1 protein-coding gene is annotated in these 1623 nt (G+C 67.3%); it reads left to right on the forward strand.

Translation table 11 applies throughout. The features are described 5' to 3' along the window. The coding region (locus tag FF041_RS37350) for an AMP-binding protein (RefSeq protein ID WP_153527241.1) at window positions 1–1623 on the forward strand (1623 nt) is incomplete at both ends.

Raw genomic sequence — 1623 nt, forward strand, 5'->3', positions numbered from 1 at the left:
CCGAACCTCGCCGAGGTGATGCGGCCCATCTCAGGTGCCGGCGAAGGAGTGGTGGCGCTTCAGTTCGCGTCGTTCAGCTTCGACGCCTCGGTGATGGATATCGCGGTGACGTTGGCTGCGGGTGGGACGTTGGCGATCGCGTCGTCGGAGGAGCGGCGGGAGCCGGAGGCGCTGGCGGAGATGATCCGCACTGCCGGTGTCGAAGTCGCGAGTGTGGTGCCGTCGCTGCTGGGTGTGCTGGATCCCGATTCGGTTCCTGGGGTGCGGAACTGGGTGTTGGGTGCGGAGCGGTTGAACGCCGATCTCGCGAGCCGGTGGGCGTACCGGGCCCGGGTGTGGAACACGTACGGTCCGACCGAGGCGACGGTGATCACCACTGCGGCACGCATGGACCCGGGTATCCGGCCGGAGGATCAGCCTCCGGCGATCGGCGCCCCGATCGGGAACGCTCAGGTCTATGTCCTGGACGGTTTCCTTCAGCCGGTTCCGGTGGGGGTGACGGGTGAGCTGTATGTGGCGGGTGTGGGTCTGGCCCGCGGGTATGTGGGGCGTCCGGATCTGACGGCTGAGCGGTTTGTGGCATGCCCGTTCGGCGGTCGGATGTACCGGTCCGGTGACCTGGCCCGGTGGACGGCCGACGGGCAGCTTCTGTTCGCCGGTCGCGCGGATGAACAGGTGAAGATCCGGGGCTTCCGGGTGGAGCCGGGGGAGATCGAGGCCGTGCTGGCGTCGCATGAGACGGTCGGGCAGGTCGCGGTGGTGGTACGGGAGGACCGGCCGGGTGACAAGCGGCTCGCCGCGTATATCGTCCCCGCCGGGGAGAGCCTGGATACGGATGAACTCCGGGAGTTCGCGGCTCTGCTGCTCCCTGAGTACATGGTTCCGTCAGCCATGGTCGTACTGGACGCCCTGCCCGTCACTCTGAACGGCAAGCTCGACAAGGCCGCCCTCCCCGCGCCTGATGCGGCGGGTGGAGCAGAGGGGCGTGCCCCCGCTACTGCGGTGGAAGAGCTGTTCTGTGGGTTGTTCGCCGATGTGCTGGGGCTGGAGTCGGTGAGTGCTGAGGGGTCGTTCTTCGAGCTGGGCGGCGACTCGATCATGTCGATGCTGCTGGTCTCCAGCGCCCGTAAAAAGGGTCTGACGATCACCGCACGCCATGTGTTCCAGCACAGGACTCCAGCGGGACTGGCCACCGTTGCGGGCATGGACAGCGATTCGACTGCTTCGAGCGGTGCGGAGGCCATCGGAGTCGGTGATATGCCGCTGACCCCGGTCATGCATGAACTCCTAGCCCGAGTGGGGCTGGACGAGGTGGGCCGGGTCACCCAGTCCACCCTCACAGTGACCCCGGTGGGGCTGGACTTCGCTGTCCTGACGGACGCGGTGCAGGCTCTGGTGGATCACCATGACACACTCCGCGCCCAGCTTGTGCACGGCTCCGGTGAGCCCGGACTGACAGTGCCCGCTTCTGCGGATGCCAGGCCGTGGGTGCGTCGAGTCGAAGCGTGTCACGCGGACTTGGAGCAGCTCGTCAGCGACGAGACGCAGGCGGCTGTGGGGAGGTTGGATCCGCAGGCCGGTGTGATGGTTCAGGTGGTGTGGTTCGATCGTGGGTCGGCTGTC

This window comes from Streptomyces jumonjinensis (assembly GCF_009600885.1).
Lineage (GTDB): Bacteria > Actinomycetota > Actinomycetes > Streptomycetales > Streptomycetaceae > Streptomyces > Streptomyces jumonjinensis.